The sequence below is a fragment of the Thermaerobacillus caldiproteolyticus genome, from assembly GCF_013761245.1.
Lineage (GTDB): Bacteria > Bacillota > Bacilli > Bacillales > Anoxybacillaceae > Thermaerobacillus > Thermaerobacillus caldiproteolyticus.
In genome coordinates this window covers 201,706-217,686 of sequence record NZ_JACDUT010000004.1, presented here as the reverse complement: position 1 = coordinate 217,686, position 15,981 = coordinate 201,706, and the positions used below count along the sequence as shown (strand labels likewise).

The window sequence follows — 15,981 nt, the reverse complement described above, 5'->3', positions numbered from 1 at the left end:
CAAATTTTCCTTACCTTATAAGATTAAAGACGTTTTTAGGAGGTCATTAACATGAAAATCGGGTTAATCGGTTTAGGAAAAATGGGATTCAACTTAGGTAAAAATCTCATCGACCATAAGCACGAAGTAGTAGCGTTCGATGTAAATGCAAATGCGGTTGAAGAAATAAAAAAATATGGAGCCAAAGGCGTATCTAATTTAGAGGAACTCGCTCTATCATTAGAAAAACCAAGAATTATTTGGATCATGGTTCCACACACAGTGGTTGATTCGGTAATTGGCGAAATTACACCATTTTTAAGCAAAGGAGACATTGTCATTGATGGCGGCAATTCTCACTATAAGGAATCGATTCGTCGTTATAACGAACTAAAGGAGATTGGAATTCACTTTATGGATGCCGGAACCTCTGGTGGAGTGGAAGGTGCTCGTAACGGAGCGTGTTACATGGTTGGAGGGGATTCTGAAGCTTGGAACGTTGTCGAGCCTCTTTTCCGAGATACCGCTGTGGAAAATGGGTATTTATATACAGGAAAAGCAGGTAGCGGCCACTTCTTAAAAATGGTCCACAATGGGATTGAATACGGGATGATGGCGGCCATTGGTGAAGGATTCGAAATATTGGAGAAAAGTGAATTCGATTATGACTACGAAAAAGTGGCAAGAGTGTGGAATCACGGTTCTGTTATTCGTTCATGGCTCATGGAATTAACAGAACGCGCCTTTTCTAAAGATGCAAAATTAGAGGAAATCAAAGGGATTATGCATTCTTCCGGTGAAGGAAAATGGACAGTCGAAACGGCTTTAGATCTACAAACCGCTACTCCTGTCATCGCTATGTCTTTATTGATGCGGTATCGTTCATTAGAAACCGATACATTTACAGGCAAAGTGGTAGCCGCTTTACGCAACGAATTTGGTGGACATGCTGTAGAAAAAAATGAGGAGGAATAAGCCGTTATAATCATTTGAAGCATCTCCAGAAAAAACTTTTAAGGAAACAGCATAAAACTCCTCTATTTTCGATCAGAGAAATACAACTATCCATTCATGATAAATGAACTTCTCAATTTGAAAAAGCTGACTCTAAACGATCACGTGTAGGGTGACCGTTTGTGCCAGCTTTTTATTTCCGATAATAATCGCACGAAAACCGTCTGACAAGCCGATGCGGGATAATAATGCGCTTAATCGGTTCGTTCGGGTTAGCGATTTTTTCGATTAAGTTTTTCGTTGCTTCGTAGCCGAGTTGGAAGATATGAATGTCGACCGAGGTTAACGGCGGGCGCGAGATTTCTGATAATAGCGTATTATTAAAACTGACGATGGAAACATCATCGGGAACACGTAAGTTCATTTCATCGAGCGTATTTAATACACCAAGCGCCATTAAATCATCAGCAACCACAAGGGCGGTAGGCGGTTCGTTGAGAGAAAGCAATTCTTTCATCGCCTCTTGACCGCCTTCTTTTAGAAACTCTTCATGCATAATATAGTCTTTCCGGTAAGGCAATCCTGCTTCTTTCAATGCCTCTTCATATCCAAGCAGCCGGTCTACTGTCACTAAATAGCTAACATTTCCGCCGACAAAGGCAATTCGCTCATGCCCAAGCTCAATTAAGTGTTGCGTTGCTTCTTTGGCAGCGCGGTAGTTGTCATTGTCGACATGGGTAATTTGTTCGGCTTTTTGATGCGGTTTTCCGATGACGACAAACGGAAACCCGTTTTGTTGCAAGTATTTCATGAGTTTGTCATTGACGCGCGAATAGAGCAAAATAACCCCGTCCACGCGCCGACCTTGCAACATTTCAATGACACCTTCATAAATTTCTTCCTCTTTCTCTCCTGTCGACATTTGCAAAGCGTATTTTTTCTCATGCGCAGCCTTGCTAATTCCGCGAATAACTTCGGGATAAAACGGATTTTGCAAAGCTTGATCGGCGGAGCTTGGCATGACTAATCCGATGACTTGTGAAGATTGATTCGCTAAGCTGCGCGCGATAAAGTTTGGATGATAGCCAAGCTCCTTCATCGCCTCGCGCACTTTTCGTTTCGTTTTTTCGCTAATTCGTGGGCTGTCCGCAATCACTCGTGAAACAGTGGAGGGAGCCACGTTTGCTCGTTTCGCTACATCTTTTATCGTAACGTTCATCATTTACTCCCCCATTCGATGTTCATTCACTTTGGATGAGTAGGATACGCTGATGAGGATCAAATATCGCATTTTGTTCGTTTCCATCGATCGTGACTTTCGTCTGTTCCGTCGCGTGATGAATTGCAAAAGAGAGCTTCCAACTTGGTTGATACGTTCCTTCGCTTTTCGTTACGATATGCACGGAATTTTCGCCATATTCGACCTCAATATACATGCGTAAATAATCTCCCTTTTCGTAAGAGAACGTTTGTCCGTCATCATCATACAGTACATACGTCGCTTTGCCACCATTGGCCTTATAAATATGAACAGTCCGATGTTCGTCCGGCATTTCTGTCGAACGCTTAACGTCACCTAAGGCAATAGCCGATCCTTGTTTAATGAAAATTGGCAATGTCTCTAAATCCGCAGAAATTAAATGGTATTGGCCGCCTTCTAGCACTTCGCCTGTCCAATAATCCACCCAGTTTCCTTTCGGGAAATAAGCGACGCGACGGGTCGTGCTCGGCGTCATGATCGGCGCAATTAATACATTGGCACCAACGAGAAATTCGTCATACAGATTATACGTGTTTTCATCATCCGGGTACTCGAAAAACAATGGTCTCATGACAGGTGCCCCTGTTTCATGTGCCTCCGCAAACAATGTATATAAATGTGGAAGCCACTGATAGCGCAATCGAATATATTTTTTTATGATGCGCTCATATTTTTCCCCAAACGCCCACGGTTCTTGACGGCGGAACCCAATCGCGCAATGATTGCGAAAATATGGCGTAAACGCCCCTACTTGCATCCATCGCGTCAACAGCTCTCCGTTCGTGTTATGGGCAAAACCGCCAACATCCGGACCGCAAAACGCAACTCCAGATAATCCTAAGTTCATACACATCGGCAGTGACATTTGCAAGTGTTCCCAGAAGCTGCGATTATCCCCCGTCCATACCGCAGCATAGCGCTGAATGCCGGAAAAGCCAGCGCGTGTTAATAAGAACGGGCGCTTTCCGTTTAATAATTTTTTCATTCCTTCATACGTTGCTTCTCCCATCATAAAGCCATACACGTTATGAAGCTCGCGATGCGTTTTCGGATCGCCGTCGTTGTCGTGTATCACTTTGACGTCCATCGTTTTCGTTTCGTTAAAAACGGATGGTTCGTTCATGTCGTTCCAAATGCCTTCAATGCCTAAATCCGTATAAAATTGGTGCTTTTCTCCCCACCATTTTCGCACCTTTTTATTTGTAAAATCCGGAAACGCGCTCTTGCCCGGCCAGACTTCTCCAAAATAAACGTTTCCTTCGATATATTTGCAAAAATAATCATGGCGAATGCCTTCTTGGTAAATGACGTATTCTGGGTCTTCTTTCACGCCGGGGTCGACAATCGGAACAACACGAATTCCTTTTTGTTTTAAATCGGCAATGAGCTGCTTCGGATTCGGAAAACGGTTACGGTCAAACGTAAACACGCGATAGCCATTCATGTAATGAATATCTAAATAAATGACATCAAGCGGAATGTCTTTTTCGATAAACGTTTGTGCGATCTCTCTTACTTCTTGTTCGGTTTCATAGCTATAGCGGGATTGATGATACCCGAGTGCCCATTTTGGCGGAAGCGGCATTCGGCCGGTAAGATCCGTATATTGTTCTAACACGTCCTTTGGCGTTGGACCAGCAAAAACGTAATAATCAATGGCCCCTCCTTCTGCGGAAAAACAATACTCATCGGTCGCTGTTTGAAAATCAAATGTTGTTTTGTACGTATTGTCAAAGAAAATGCCATGCGCACTTCCATTTCGCACCGTCATAAAATACGGATGGGATTGGTATAACGGGTCCGTTTCCGGATTGTGTGGCGCATACACATCCGTATTCCACATCGTCATTGTTTCGCCACGCTTATCGAGGAACCCTGTTTTTTCACCAAATCCGTAAAAATGGTCAGCTTCATCCATCATTTTAAAACAGCATACTTCTCCTTGGTAGGTAAACGCCATCCCCTTTTTTCCTTCCGCAACAAGCAGTCGTCCATGATTGTCGTAAATGCGGACGCGAAACGGTTGTTTTTGCAAAACAACCGTCAGTTTTGCCGATGTTAACGTCACCTCTTCCTCGGTTTCATGTACGGAGGCATCTACTTTTTCCGGCTCTTTTACAACAGCGACACTTGTGGACAAACTTGTTTCGCCAAAAGGGTCGAAGGCGATACGGACAATATCTTCACGGTAAAATCGAATTTTGACGATTCCTGTGTCGCAATGGAATGAAAATACGTGTTCCGTATGAGAAAATGTATGCATATTCCCGATGTCGATCCGGTGCGTTTCTTGCGTTTTGTCATCTTGTTCCGGCTGAATGGCGAAGCTTGTATCCTCGAGCATCTTTTTTCCCTCCTAGGTTGTCTGTTTTGACCTTTTCTTTACATAATATAAAAACAACCCAAATAGCACATAAATGGCAATTAACGTTGCAATAAATGGAATATTGAGCCCCGTCTTTTTCGCAAGCACATAAATTTCCGCTGTCTCGCGATTTAAAATGAGATCATATCCGTCGCGATCGCTTCGGACTAAATCTCCTGCCAGCAGTCCGCGTAGTTCTTTTCCCGGGGCAAGTTGATTGTTTGTCAAATGAACCTTTCGTGTTTTTCCGGTATTGTTAATGGCAATGACCGCTGTTTCGTCTTTATACGTCCGCTTAAAGACAGCCATACCGTTTTTTTCATATAACAATGTAAAATCGCCGCGCCGTAGCGATGGTAGCTGTTGGCGCAGTTCCCCTAATTTTTTAATATAATCAATGATTTCCTTGTCAGTACGGAAATTCATTAAGCGACGATTATCCGGATCGTTCCCGCCGTCCATTGCAATTTCTGTTCCATAATACATAATCGGAATGCCCGGTGCAGAGAACAAATACGTTAAACCGAGCTTAATTCTCGTTATTGGATTTTGCTTATTTTCTATCGCAAGTCTTGTAAAACGTACCGTATCATGATTGTCTAAAAATGTTCCAAGCAAATACGGGCGATCGTAAAATGTTTTGTCATACTCCCATACGTCATAAAGCGGCCGCAACGATTGATCGCGCTTGCTGAACACTTTCGTGATTTCGTTGTAAAGCGGATAATCAACAAACCCGTCGATGCCGTATTTTCCATAGTCGGCAATATAACGCGGGTCATCGTTCCATACTTCTCCAAGCAGGAAAAAGTCTTTTTTCACCGATTTCACTTCTTTGGCAAACTCTTGCCAAAACGATTTCGGGACGTGTTTGACTGTATCAAGGCGATAACCGTCAATGTCCGTTTCTTTAATCCACCATTTGGCCATATCGATTAAATAGCGCTTTACTTGTGGATTTTCTTGCGCTAAATCAGGCAGTCCGAACACCCAGCCGTTTTCCACTTGTTGTTGGTCATCCCAGTTAAAAATGTCGTTTTTCTCATGAAACCAGTCTTTTTTCTTCGGATCATTCAGCCATGGATGATGGTAACCGGTATGATTGACGACAAGGTCTAAGATGACTTTCATATCGCGTTTATGCGCTTCTTTGACTAATGTTTTTAAGTCACTCAGCGTTCCGAAATGCTTATCGACTTTGTAAAAATCAGAAATCCAGTAACCGTGATATCCGCCGGGTTCGTTTTGAAAAATCGGCGTCAGCCAAATTGCGGTAAAGCCCATGTCTTTAATGTAATCGAGCTTGTCGATCACCCCTTTTAAATCGCCGCCGTGATACGCTCTCGGATCGTTGACATTCACATCTTTGTCATTCGTCGGATCCATATTGTTAAATCTGTCGACCATCAAAAAATAAATCGCTTCATCTTGCCAAAGGCGTTCTTCTTTTTCGGCTGCCTGTACAGGTAGGGCATAAAAAAGAAGAAACGGAAGTACAAACAGAGCAAATGCTCGTTTCCCCATTTCCGCTTCCCCCCTTTATCTCTAGTATCGTTTGACTCATCGGAAAGGGGTAATACCAATTCTATCATAACGGTTATTACCCTTTTGTTCCACCTGCTGTTAAGCCGGAAATTAAATAACGCTGTAAGAACAAGAACACCACCGCAATCGGTGCGGCAATTAAAATTGAACCGGCGGCAAATCTCGTAAAGTTGTTGGCAAATTTATCGTTAATAAAGTTAAACAATCCTAACGCAAGCGTGTATTTGTCCGGATCGCGCAAAATAATGCTTGGCAGCAAGAAATCCGTAAACGGTGCCATAAAATTGAACAACGCCACAACCGCTAAAATCGGTTTCGCAAGTGGAAGCATAATTTTAAAGAAAACTCCTAAATGTCCTGCCCCATCGATGCGTGCCGCTTCATCCAGTTCTCTTGGAATCGTGTCAAAATATCCTTTCACAAGCCATGCGTTAAACGGAATTTGTCCCCCCACATAAATAAGAATGAGTCCCCACAATGAATCTAATAACCCAAGCATATTTAATAAAATATAGAGCGCGACCATCGCCATGAGGGACGGGAACATTTGTAATACTAAAAACGCATATAACCCATACTTCCGACCAGCAAATTGATAACGAGAAAACGCATACGCAATTAAAGCAGTAAAAAATACTGATAAAATCGAGTTTGCGGCTGCGACAAGTAAACTATTTTTATACCATGTTAAATAATCGCTTTGCGGGCTAGTAAAAAGCCATTTATAATGCTCAAGCGACGCATTTTCCGGAATTAATGTCGCTGAATAAAGGCTTGTGCCCGGATTTAACGACATACCAATCGTCCAAAGGAGCGGATAGGCAATCACAACAAACATAAAGGCAATAAACAAATAAATGAGTGTCACTTCGATGATCGATTTTGTTTTTCGGCTCATCAGATGTTCCCCTCCTCTTTAAAGGAACGTGTGCGGCGGAATTGATAGATCGCAAACCCACTTACGATTAAACCGATAATAATCGAAATCGCAGCTGCCATATTATAGTTATTCGTTGTAAACGTTAAGTCGTATACCCAAGAAATCAAAATGTCTGTTCCCCCTGCATTTTGTCCGCGTACCGCCGGGCCGCCGTCGTTAAATAAGTAAATAATATTAAAGTTATTAAAGTTGCCGGCATACTGCATAATCAATAGCGGAGCCGTCGCATAGAGCACATGCGGCAATGTAATCGAGCGAAACTTTTGCCAGCGAGAAGCTCCGTCGATGTCCGCCGCTTCGTACCAATCGCGGGAAATGCTTTGCAGCACGCCAGTAAATAAGGCAAATACAAACGGGAAGCCTAACCATGTTTGAATCAAAATTAAGGCGACTTTTGTCCAAAACGGGTCGTTCATCCATGGAATCATCACGCCAAATGCGCTTAAAATATCGCGGTTAATCGCTCCGAATTTATCGTTAAACATCGCTGCAAACACGAGAATCGTCACGAACGCTGGAACCGCCCACGGCAAAATTAATACAGTCCGAATGAACCGTTTAAATTTAATGCGCGGGTCATTGACTAAAAGGGCTAAAAATAATCCTAGCGCAATTTGCGAAGTGGTAGCGACAATTGTCCACACAATCGTCCAAGAAAATACGCTGAAAAATGTATCTTGCCAAATTGGAATCGATACCAAGTTTTTAAAATTCGTAAATCCGACCCAATGCAAAAGCTTGCGCGGTGGTGAATTATATAAATTGTAATCAGTAAAAGCGAGCGACACCATAAAAAGCAGCGGCAACACGACAATAAAAACAAGCATCACAAGCCCTGGTGCGACGAAAATATACGGGAATCCTTTATCCCAAGCGTTTTTGCAAGATTCGATCAGCGACGGAAACGGTTCTCCACGTTGAAGGCGAAGCGCATCTTTCCGCGCGTCCATAATATTAAAATAGTAAAGAGCGGCCGCAAATGCGATGATAATGACAGAAACTAGACCTTGAATTAACAAGAAAATCGAATGATCGACTTTCGGAATTTCCCCTAATGTAATGAGTCCCCATAATCCAATGTTTAAAAAGTTATAAAACGTCATCAAAAAAGCTGCTTCAATGATAATAAATAAAATCCCTTTGACATAGCGCCGATTGTATAATTGCCCTAAGCCAGCAAAAAGGACCGATAACACAACGGCAACAACCGGATTATGCCGCACCCTTTTTTCAGGCATGTTGTATCCCCCCTATACGTGATAAGAATGGTGGATAGAGAGCTCTATCCACCAAATTATTACGTCATTTTCCACCGCTTGCTGCGATTTTATCTTGAATCGTTTTTACTGCTTCCGTTAATACTGCTTTTGGATCATCACCTTTTGCGATGAATTGTAACGCATTGCCCATTGGATCCCATACTTGAGACATTTGTGGAACGTTCGGCATTGGTTCACCGTACTGGATTTGTTCCGCAAAGCCAGAGATTAATGGATCATTTGTAATTTTTTCATTTGTCAATGCTTTTTCGTTTGCCGGCATTTCTCCAGCTACTTCATAATAATGGAGCGAGTTTTCTTCGTTTGTAATAAATTTCATAAAATCAGTTGCCCATTCCTTATTTTTGGAATAAGCGGATAACATCCATGATTTTACACCAACAAATGATTTTGGATGTTCACCATTTTCCAAGACAGGTAGTGGTGCTGTTGCTAATTTATCTCCTAACGCATCGCGATATGTGGCAATATTCCAAGGACCAGTAATTACCGCTGCTACATTTCCTTTCGTAAATAATCCGTTCATGACATCGCCAGTAATTTCTTTTGGGATATAACCGTTTTCAAACCAAGATTGTACAAGTTGAGCCCCTTTTACTGCACCATCATTCGCCAAACCGACATCATTTGTATCATATTTTCCATCTTCGTTATGAAACACGTATCCACCGTAACCAGCAAAGAACGGATAAATAAAATAGAAGTTTGTTGCTTCCATTAAAAAGCCGTATTTATCTTGGGAAGCGTTCGTTTTTTCTTTCGCAATGTTCATAAGCTCATCCATCGTTTTTGGAGCTTGTGGAACTAAATCTTTATTATAGAAAAGTCCATACGTTTCAACGACCAATGGCGCGCCATAAATGTCGCCATCGTACGTCACAGCATCAATGGCTGTTTTACTATATTCTCCTTTGGCATCACCAAGATCAACAGGATCTGCCAATCCTTGAAGAACAATGTCACCGATGCGGTCATGCGGTTGATAAAACACGTCAGGACCTTTTCCAGCTGGACCGTCTAATGCTAATTTTTTTGCTTGGTCTAACATGCTAACAGCGACCATTTCAATTTTAATGCCTGTTTTTTCTGTATACTTTTTAAAAATGTCGCTTAACGCTTGCTTTTGCTTTTCCTCATCGTTCACCCAAACAACTAATTTTTCCGGTTTTTTGACATTTTCTGTTGCCGTGCCGCTGTTCTTTTCTTTTACTTGCTCGGCATCGCGCTTCGGTCCGCAAGCAGCTAACACACCAATAACAAGCATCATCACCATAAACACTGAAAAAAACTTCTTCATCATATCCCCCTCCTAATGTATAAACTAGCTCTCTGCACAATCGCTCATATAGGAAATCGTTTGCACAAATCTATAAAAAAAGAATCTTTATTCATCTATGAAAGCGATTGCACTTTTATTTTCATTATAGCTCCTATTTTTGATTTTACAAGTATTTTTCCCATAAAAGTTTGACTTTTTTCTTAACTTATCCTACTCTTTAAATAAGTATGACGCTTCATGCAAACGATTGCGTTTATGTAAAGGAGTGAAGCAATGAAATGTTAAAGGAAGCGATCTACCACCGTCCGAAAGATAACTTTGCTTATGCGTATGATGAAAAAACCCTACATATTCGATTACGTACGAAAAAAAATGATGTGGAAAGCGTTCAGCTTATTTACGGTGATCCTTATGAATGGGCAGACGGACGATGGCAAATGAACCGCTCTCCCATGAAAAAAAGCGGGTCTGACGAACTGTTTGATTATTGGTTTATCTCCATCGTTCCACCTCATCGCCGCCTTCGTTACGGATTTGAACTAACGGCAGGAGACGAACGAATCATTTACACAGAAAAAGGATTTTATCGTGAAGCACCTGATGATGATACTGCCTATTATTTTTGTTTTCCGTTTTTAAATAAAATCGACGTATTTCAAGCACCGGAATGGGTGAAAGACACGGTTTGGTATCAAATCTTTCCGGAACGGTTTGCCAATGGCAATGAATCCTTAAATCCAGAAGGAACTTTGCCATGGGGAAGCGAAGATCCAACGCCAATCAGCTTTTTTGGCGGCGATTTTGAAGGGATCATTCAACATATTGATCATCTCGTTGAACTAGGGATTAATGGAATTTATCTTACCCCGATTTTTAAAGCTCCATCCAACCATAAATATGATACAATTGACTATTTTGAAATCGACCCGCAGTTTGGGGACAAACAAACGTTTAAACGCCTTGTTGATCTTTGTCATGAAAAAGGAATCCGCGTCATGCTGGATGCGGTGTTCAATCACTGCGGTTATTACTTCCCGCCATTTCAAGATGTGCTGAAAAATGGCGAGAACTCTAAATATAAAGATTGGTTCCATATTCGAAAGTTTCCAATTCGAACAAAACCTCGTCCAAACTATGATACATTTGCTTTTACTGAACTGATGCCAAAGCTCAATACCGAAAACCCAGAAGTGAAACAATATTTATTAGATGTAGCAACCTATTGGATTCGCGAGTTTGATATTGACGGCTGGCGTTTAGATGTCGCCAATGAAGTCGATCACCAATTTTGGCGCGAATTCCGTCAAGCAGTGAAAGCGGTTAAACCGGATGTGTATATTCTCGGTGAAATTTGGCACGATTCGATGCCATGGTTGCGCGGTGACCAATTCGATGCAGTGATGAATTACCCATTCACCAATGGAGCGCTCCGCTTTTTTGCGAAGAATGAAGTACGTGCATCGCAGTTCGCTAACATCATCACGAATGTTCTCCATTCATACCCGATTAATGTGAACGAAGTATCCTTTAACTTGCTGGGCAGCCACGATACACCAAGAATGTTAACCGTTTGCGAGGGAAATAAACAAAAAGCGAAACTATTATTTTTGTTCCAGCTTTCATTCACGGGCACTCCGTGCATTTATTACGGAGATGAAATCGGCATGACTGGGGGACAAGATCCCGGTTGTCGAAAATGTATGATTTGGGACGAAAAACAACAAGACCGAAACTTATTTGAACATGTACAAAAACTCATTTTACTTCGGAAAACATATCGATCATTCGGAAGCCACGGTGAGCTAAAATTTATCGAAACAAATGATGACACGAATCATCTCGTTTATACGAAAACGTATGGTGATGAAACTATTTTATTTATCATCAACAACAGCGAGCGCGAAATCAACGTTACATTGCCGTTTTCATGCAAAGGAAAACGGTTGACCAACTTATGGACGAACGAACAATTTGCCGCCGAAGCCGATGAGCTCAACGCCAAACTCCCACCGTACGGCTTTCTTATTTATCGCGTTGAGCAATGGCAATAAAGCGAGGCTCTTATAACCTCGCTTTTCACATCCGATGAACCATACGGCGATACTCGGCCGATGTCACCCCTTCTACCTTTTTAAGCAGTCGGGAAAAATACGCCCCGTCTTCAATTCCTATCCGTTTGGCAATCGCCTCCACCGTTTCCTTTGTTTCGGCCAGCCATTTTTTGCTTTCGATAGACGATAGTGATTCAAATATTGAACGAAACTCATTCCCATCGTCTTTTGCATACAACGCGTAATGTAATCAGGATGGAAACGCAATGATCGTGCCAGCTGTTTCATATCGAGTGGCTTGCGATAATGTTCGTGGATATATTTGATCGCTTCGGCACACACTTTTCCGAAGCAATTGGAATGTGTAATGCCTGTTTTTGCAGCTGCAAGAGAAATTACGTGAAATATATCTGCTGTTTCAGCGGGCTATCGGGAGCCCCACCTTCATTTACATCTACTAATTGCTGCAATAGTTGTTCGACCCGCTCTCTTTGTCTTACTTTTGCATATTGCGGCAACTAAAGTTGATATTGCGCCGCTTCGACATACGTCGCTTCTCGTTCAACGACATCATGTCAATTGAGTTCCGTTTTCTTGACAATCTCATAGCTTCCTTCCACCGTAAAATACAACCATATAAAATGCATATCTTCTGGGCAGGATTGATGTCCTTAATGTTCACGGTGAGGTGTATTCACCGTCTCCTATTGTAAATGTATGTTCTTCTTCGGTCATGTACAAACGCCTGCGTTTTACATACACCAAATCAAAAACGGAAAATATTCTCTTAAAATACTGTTTTCCCTTGACGAATACCGCTTCTCCCCCCTTAATAAGTGTCGGGAACGGCGGCAAGTAAAACGGAATGTTCTCATATAAAAATTCGTCTTTATGTCGGAAATATACAAATTGAATCGTGTTCCTCCCTTTTTATTATGAAATGAAATCGATCAACTGAATATAGCTTTTAAGTCGGAATGTTTAAAGGGGGAGTCTTGATGAAAAAGGAACGAACACTTTTTTATTCGCGCTGACATGATCACTCTTTATTGAAACGCTACTGGTATATGCTTATGGGCAATGCCGATACGCTCATGTTAAGCTAATATCCCGATGATTCCGTCGCCGTCGTGGGTATTGCGAACCAAATCGTTTTTATTTCGATCATAATGGCCTCTATTTGTTTTGCTTTCTCAGAACGGCTTCTTTCAACTTTTACAACAAATGAACAAATTATTAAACTTGACGGAACATTATTGTTGTTAACGATCATCTTAGAACCGGGACGATCGTTTCATCTCGTCATTATCAGCTCACTCCGAGATGCCAGAGATGTCAAATGCCCTGTTTACTTGGACATTTTACCAATGTAGGAGTAACCATTTTTCAAGCTGATCTTGGGCTCGTTGGCGTATGGATTTCCTTTATTGCTGATGAATGGCTGCGCAGGTTGCTCATGTTATGGCGGTGGCGCTCAAAAGTGTGGCAGAAAAAATTATTTGTTCAACAAAGTGTAGAAACTGCCTGATGCTAATAAAAAATGAGAGGCTACACGAATGTAGCCTCTCACTTATTCTTTTATATGAATCCCATAGTTTTTAAACCAAACGTGAACTTGCCCGAGATAAGCTAAAAGCTGCGGCCCCGTCATTAACTGTCCGAACCAAGGTGCTTGGAATGATTTCCCCCCGGTTTCAACCATTTCTTCTAACTTTTGCGCATCAAAAAATTCGTATAACACCGATGTGCGGTCACTCAATATTTCTTTTAACCATTTTTTCACCAGCTCGGTATAAAGAGGGTGATGCGTTTTCGGGTATGGACTTTTTTTACGGTACAACACTTCCTCTGGCAAAATTCCTTCGAGCGCCCGACGCAAAATTCCTTTTTCGCGATTGCCATACATTTTCATCTCCCACGGAATATTCCATACATACTCGACTAAGCGATGATCAGCAAACGGCACGCGCACCTCAAGACTCGCTCCCATGCTCATTCGGTCTTTTCGGTCAAGAAGCGTCGTCATAAACCAAATCATATTGAGATAAAACAGCTCTCGCCGTTTTGCTTCTATGGCACTTTCTCCTTCCAATCTGGGAACCTCGGAAATCGTTTCTCGGAATCGTGTCTGTACATATTCATCTAACTGCAGATTGTTCCGCCAATGTTCTTTCAATAAACCGATACGCGCTTCGGTTGAACGCATCCATGGAAATCCGTCTCGTGCTAAATCATCAGGCCGATGAAACCATGGATACCCTCCAAAAATTTCATCCGCACATTCCCCGGATAAACTGACAACGAAGTCTTTTTTAATTTGCTGACAAAACCAAAGCAGTGAAGAATCAACATCAGCCATTCCCGGAAGATCGCGAACAATTACCGCTTCTGTTAAGTAGTCTGCCAAATCTTGCTGGGTAATGACACATCGATGATGGACTGTGCCAAACGTTTTCGACATTTTTTGAATCCATGGGCCATCTGCGTTCGGTTGAAAATCATTCGCTGTAAAATATTTCTCATTCTCCTCATAATCAATGGAATACGTATGAAGCGGGGCCTTTCCTTCTTTTTCAAACGCTGCTGCGGCGATCGCTGTAATTGCACTTGAATCAACACCACCGGATAAAAACGTGCAAATCGGCACATCAGAAACGAGTTGACGCGTGACAGCGTCGATAAGAAGAAACCGTAATTTTTCAGCCGTTTCTTCCAACGAATCACGGTGAATATCGCTTTCCACATTCCAATAACGCCATATTTTAAGCCGTTCACGCGAATACGTTAAGGCATGGGCCGGGCGCAATTCGCAAATGCTTGAAAACACCCCGTGTCCGGGAGTGCGTGATGGGCCTAATCCGAAAATTTCTGCTAACCCTTCACGGTCGACTTCTGCCCTTACTTCCGGATGGGCTAAAATCGCTTTAATTTCCGAGCCGAATAGAAAACTTCCGCTAACATGACGATAAAATAGCGGCTTTACCCCTAAACGGTCGCGCGCTAAAAACAGCTGCTGACGCCTTTCATCCCAAATCGCAAACGCAAAAATCCCATTTAAGTAGTCGACACATTGCTCCTGCCATTCGATATACGCTGTTAACAACACTTCCGTATCCGAATGACCTTGAAACGTGTATCCTCGTCTCAGCAGCTCTTTGCGAATATCCTCTGTATTATATAACTCTCCGTTATAACAAATCGTGTACGGATATCCGTGTTTCTCTCTTGTCATTGGCTGAACCCCTCCCGCTGGGTCAACAACAACAAGGCGCTTATGCCCGAACGCAACATGTTCACTAAACCAGTGATTCGTATCGTCAGGACCTCGTTTCGCCAATGTTTCAGTCATTTTGTCGATGATATCTTTGTCTATTTGTACATTCCGTCGAAAATCAACCCAACCGGTGATGCCACACATATGAATCAATCCTTTCTTTATTATCAGGGATAAAATTTTATCCCGTTGTCCGATGTTATACGTTCGCCTCTGCTTTTCTTTTTGTCTAGCTTCAGTAGCTAACTCTCCTGTACCGATCTCTTAAGGTATCAAACACTTCTGCAAGCAAAGAACATTTGACTTCGAGAGCGATTCGTGCCGCTTTCGCTTTTCTTTTTGGCATGCTTCCATTTTATGCAGCGGTGATGATTTCGATGAATTGTCCAATGGCAAGAAACGAGAGAATAAATCAGCAACAATTTGGCAAAAAAGAAAACAGAGAAAGGAGGAAATGGATTGAATCTCGAACAGCGACTCACCTATATCAATGAACAAAAACGTTCCTATATACATGGAATGGTGGAACATGTCAATAATGAATGGGTATTTTTTGACAAGGAAGATGAAGAAGCAATACCAATTGAGGAGATGACAGAAGATGTGATCGAAATTTTCCGCTTTGATCAATGGATTCGTGGACAGTTCCAAGAAAATGGAACCGTATATGTAGGCAGAGACCCCATTCTGCTACAACATGGAGAAATGGTTCGCTTCCGGAAACAGCTTCCTTACGCCTATCAGCAATGGCTTGAGGCACTTTCTGATAAAACATTCTTTCATTTTGTTGAATGGTTGAATGACCTTGACTTTTCTTTATACGATTGTCTTTATTGTTATAACGGACTTTTATTCGAAAAACATACGGGCGTGAATTTTATCATTTATGACAATACGGAAATGATTAGTAACGTTCAGCATTATTATGAGCGCGGCTCTCTATGCAAAGATCGCTTTGAAATGACGTTTCATACCGGAAAACGATTTGTCTGTGCACAAATTGGCTAACAAAGGGTGGAAGGAAAGAGCCCGGTTGCTCTCCTTCTGCCCATT

Annotated in this window: 11 protein-coding genes and 1 pseudogene; 4 read left to right on the top strand and 8 right to left on the bottom strand. The window is 42.1% G+C overall.

Annotation, left to right across the window (positions count from 1 at the left end; genetic code table 11):
• Nucleotides 1-51: 51 nt before the first annotated feature.
• A complete protein-coding gene (gene gnd, locus HNR31_RS08025; protein WP_181555732.1) occupies nt 52-954 on the top strand; it encodes a phosphogluconate dehydrogenase (NAD(+)-dependent, decarboxylating) in 903 nt (300 codons plus the stop codon).
• Between the two features lie 172 nt (nt 955-1,126).
• Here gnd and HNR31_RS08020 read toward each other — a convergent pair whose 3' ends face one another.
• The 6 genes from HNR31_RS08020 to HNR31_RS07995 all read right to left on the bottom strand — a co-directional run bounded on the left by HNR31_RS08020 (nt 1,127) and on the right by HNR31_RS07995 (nt 9,621).
• Entirely contained in the window at nt 1,127-2,152 is a 1,026-nt protein-coding gene (locus tag HNR31_RS08020; protein WP_181555731.1) for a LacI family DNA-binding transcriptional regulator, read from the bottom strand.
• Between the two features lie 22 nt (nt 2,153-2,174).
• Nucleotides 2,175-4,538, bottom strand: coding sequence for a glycoside hydrolase family 31 protein (locus HNR31_RS08015; protein WP_181555730.1), 2,364 nt, complete (start codon nt 4,536-4,538; stop codon nt 2,175-2,177).
• Between the two features lie 12 nt (nt 4,539-4,550).
• On the bottom strand, nt 4,551-6,083 hold the full coding sequence (locus HNR31_RS08010) for an alpha-amylase family glycosyl hydrolase (protein WP_181555729.1): 1,533 nt from the start codon (nt 6,081-6,083) through the stop codon (nt 4,551-4,553).
• 76 nt (nt 6,084-6,159) lie between these two features.
• On the bottom strand, nt 6,160-7,002 hold the full coding sequence (locus HNR31_RS08005; protein ID WP_181555728.1) for a sugar ABC transporter permease: 843 nt from the start codon (nt 7,000-7,002) through the stop codon (nt 6,160-6,162).
• A complete protein-coding gene (locus tag HNR31_RS08000; protein WP_181555727.1) occupies nt 7,002-8,282 on the bottom strand; it encodes a carbohydrate ABC transporter permease in 1,281 nt (426 codons plus the stop codon). Before HNR31_RS08000 ends, HNR31_RS08005 begins: the two co-directional genes overlap by 1 nt.
• Nucleotides 8,283-8,346: 64 nt before the next feature.
• Nucleotides 8,347-9,621 (bottom strand): sugar ABC transporter substrate-binding protein, encoded by a 1,275-nt coding sequence (locus HNR31_RS07995; protein WP_181555726.1) that lies wholly within the window; start codon nt 9,619-9,621, stop codon nt 8,347-8,349.
• A gap of 260 nt (nt 9,622-9,881) precedes the next feature.
• Here HNR31_RS07995 and HNR31_RS07990 point away from each other — a divergent pair, with 260 nt between their 5' ends.
• Nucleotides 9,882-11,654 (top strand): alpha-glycosidase, encoded by a 1,773-nt coding sequence (locus HNR31_RS07990; protein WP_181555725.1) that lies wholly within the window; start codon nt 9,882-9,884, stop codon nt 11,652-11,654.
• Between the two features lie 25 nt (nt 11,655-11,679).
• On the opposite strand, the gene HNR31_RS19085 is transcribed toward HNR31_RS07990, so the two are convergent.
• Complete coding sequence (locus HNR31_RS19085; RefSeq protein WP_306465171.1) at nt 11,680-11,892, bottom strand: helix-turn-helix domain-containing protein; 213 nt, start codon at nt 11,890-11,892, stop codon at nt 11,680-11,682.
• Nucleotides 11,893-12,805: 913 nt separating this feature from the next.
• On the opposite strand from HNR31_RS19085, the pseudogene HNR31_RS07980 reads away from it, so the two are divergent.
• Nucleotides 12,806-13,182: pseudogene (locus HNR31_RS07980) on the top strand (MATE family efflux transporter); the annotation flags it as partial.
• Nucleotides 13,183-13,224: 42 nt separating this feature from the next.
• On the opposite strand, the gene asnB reads toward HNR31_RS07980, so the two are convergent.
• A complete protein-coding gene (gene asnB, locus HNR31_RS07975) occupies nt 13,225-15,072 on the bottom strand; it encodes an asparagine synthase (glutamine-hydrolyzing) (protein WP_181555724.1) in 1,848 nt (615 codons plus the stop codon).
• A gap of 315 nt (nt 15,073-15,387) precedes the next feature.
• On the opposite strand from asnB, the gene HNR31_RS07970 reads away from it, so the two are divergent.
• Complete coding sequence (locus tag HNR31_RS07970; RefSeq protein WP_181555723.1) at nt 15,388-15,936, top strand: DUF2777 domain-containing protein; 549 nt, start codon at nt 15,388-15,390, stop codon at nt 15,934-15,936.
• The last annotated feature ends 45 nt before the right edge of the window (nt 15,937-15,981 follow it).